Origin of the sequence: Butyricicoccus sp. (assembly GCF_050872565.1) — a bacterium.
Lineage (GTDB): Bacteria > Bacillota > Clostridia > Oscillospirales > Butyricicoccaceae > Butyricicoccus_A.
The window spans coordinates 1-1,538 of record NZ_JBNMHC010000450.1; the positions used below are offsets into that span (position 1 = coordinate 1).

The 1,538-nt window shown below is 48.4% G+C and carries 3 protein-coding genes; 1 reads left to right on the forward strand and 2 read right to left on the reverse strand.

Features of this window, described 5'->3' with window-relative positions:
• Window positions 1–134 (reverse strand): threonine/serine exporter family protein (locus tag ACR0P9_RS12405; protein ID WP_432620607.1); only part of this gene is annotated, 134 nt, incomplete at its 3' end.
• A 1-nt stretch (window position 135) separates the two neighbouring features.
• On the reverse strand, window positions 136–897 hold the full coding sequence (locus tag ACR0P9_RS12410) for a threonine/serine exporter family protein (RefSeq protein WP_432620603.1): 762 nt from the start codon (window positions 895–897) through the stop codon (window positions 136–138).
• A 165-nt stretch (window positions 898–1,062) separates the two neighbouring features.
• Between ACR0P9_RS12410 and ACR0P9_RS12415 the strand changes: the two genes are divergently transcribed.
• The coding region (locus tag ACR0P9_RS12415; RefSeq protein ID WP_432620605.1) for a GDSL-type esterase/lipase family protein at window positions 1,063–1,538 on the forward strand (476 nt) is incomplete at its 3' end.

Consider the following 1,538-nt stretch of genomic DNA (forward strand, 5'->3'; position numbering starts at 1 on the left):
CCAAAATAGAAAAACCAGCTGATAAAACCACCGATGGCGGCGAAAATTAGCTTTTTCCCGCGCAATTGAAATAAAATGCCAAAACAAAGACTGGCAAAGAAACTGACAAAACTTTCATAAAATAAGGCTGTCATATTAACCTCCAATCATAGACAGAATGCCAAGCGGCAGCGCAACACCGACGGCAATGCCAACGGCAACGAGCAGCGCTTCGGTAAATTTGCTGATACCTGCCATAATATCTCCGGCGATTAAATCGCGAATGGCATTGGTCATGGGCAGTCCGGGAACGAGAAACATAATCGAACCGATAATCATGGCACGATAGGTTTCAATGAGATGCAGTTTCCAACAGATGACAGCACAGGCAGCAACCCATGTGCCGCCGATGATGTTGGCAAACAGCAAATTGGCAGGAAGTGCCTGCAAAAATGTCATGATGCCCCAAAGAACAATGCAAGTGAAAAAACTACAGATGGCTTCTGAGATAGAACCGTGAAACAGCAGCGTGAAGAAAAAGCCAATGCCGCCAGTGGCAAGACACAGCTGATACCGCCGGAATGGTTTGTCGTGGAGAATGCGCAGCAGGCGCTCGCGGATTTGTGTATATGTCATGGGTGTTGCGCAGACTTCTCGACACAGCGTGTTGAGCTGATCCAAGCGGCCGAGATTGGTGCCGCGCTGATAAATGCGCTGTACGCGCGTAACCGGACGGGTATCTTCACGCACGAACGAGGCGATAATCGCCGTCGGCACGGCGTAAATATTGGTTTCCGTTGCGCCATAGGCGTAGCAGATGCGCGCGATGGATTCTTCTACCCGATAAATTTCCGCGCCATTTTCCAATAATGCAGCACCAATGGTAACAGAAATATCAATGAGTTCATTGGAGGTCATAGTTGGCTCCTTCTTTTTATTTGGGATAAATCTAGTATACGAAAAAATGCATCAAACAGCAACTAGAGAAATTTTTCAAAAAAGGGGTTGGCAGATACAAAAAAGTGTGGTATAGTAGTTCACATACTAAGCATAGTAAGTAACTAGGAATAGGAGGAAAAGGCAATGCGTCAATTACTTTGCTTTGGAGATTCCAATACATGGGGACTGGATGGCGACAGCGGCACACGGCTGCCGTGGGGCGTGCGCTGGACGAGCTTGCTGCAAGAGCAGTTGGGACAGCAGTATCACGTCATTGAAGAAGGACTGTGCGGACGGACAACCATTTTTGATGATCCGCTGCGAGATGGCAGACGCGGCACGGAATTGCTTCCGGTGCTGCTGGAAACACATGCGACAGTGGATGGTGTCGTTTTGATGCTGGGCACCAATGACTGCAAGACTGCTTTCGGTGCATCGGCGGAAGTCATCGGCAAAGGAATTGAACGGTTGCTTCGACAGATCCGATATGCCGCACCGCAGGCGGAAATTTTGTTGATTTCTCCGATTTATCTGGGAGATCGCGTTTGGAGACCGGAATGCGATCCGGAATTTTCTAAAAAATCCATTGCGGTCTCGCATCAGCTGGAAGCTGTGTATGA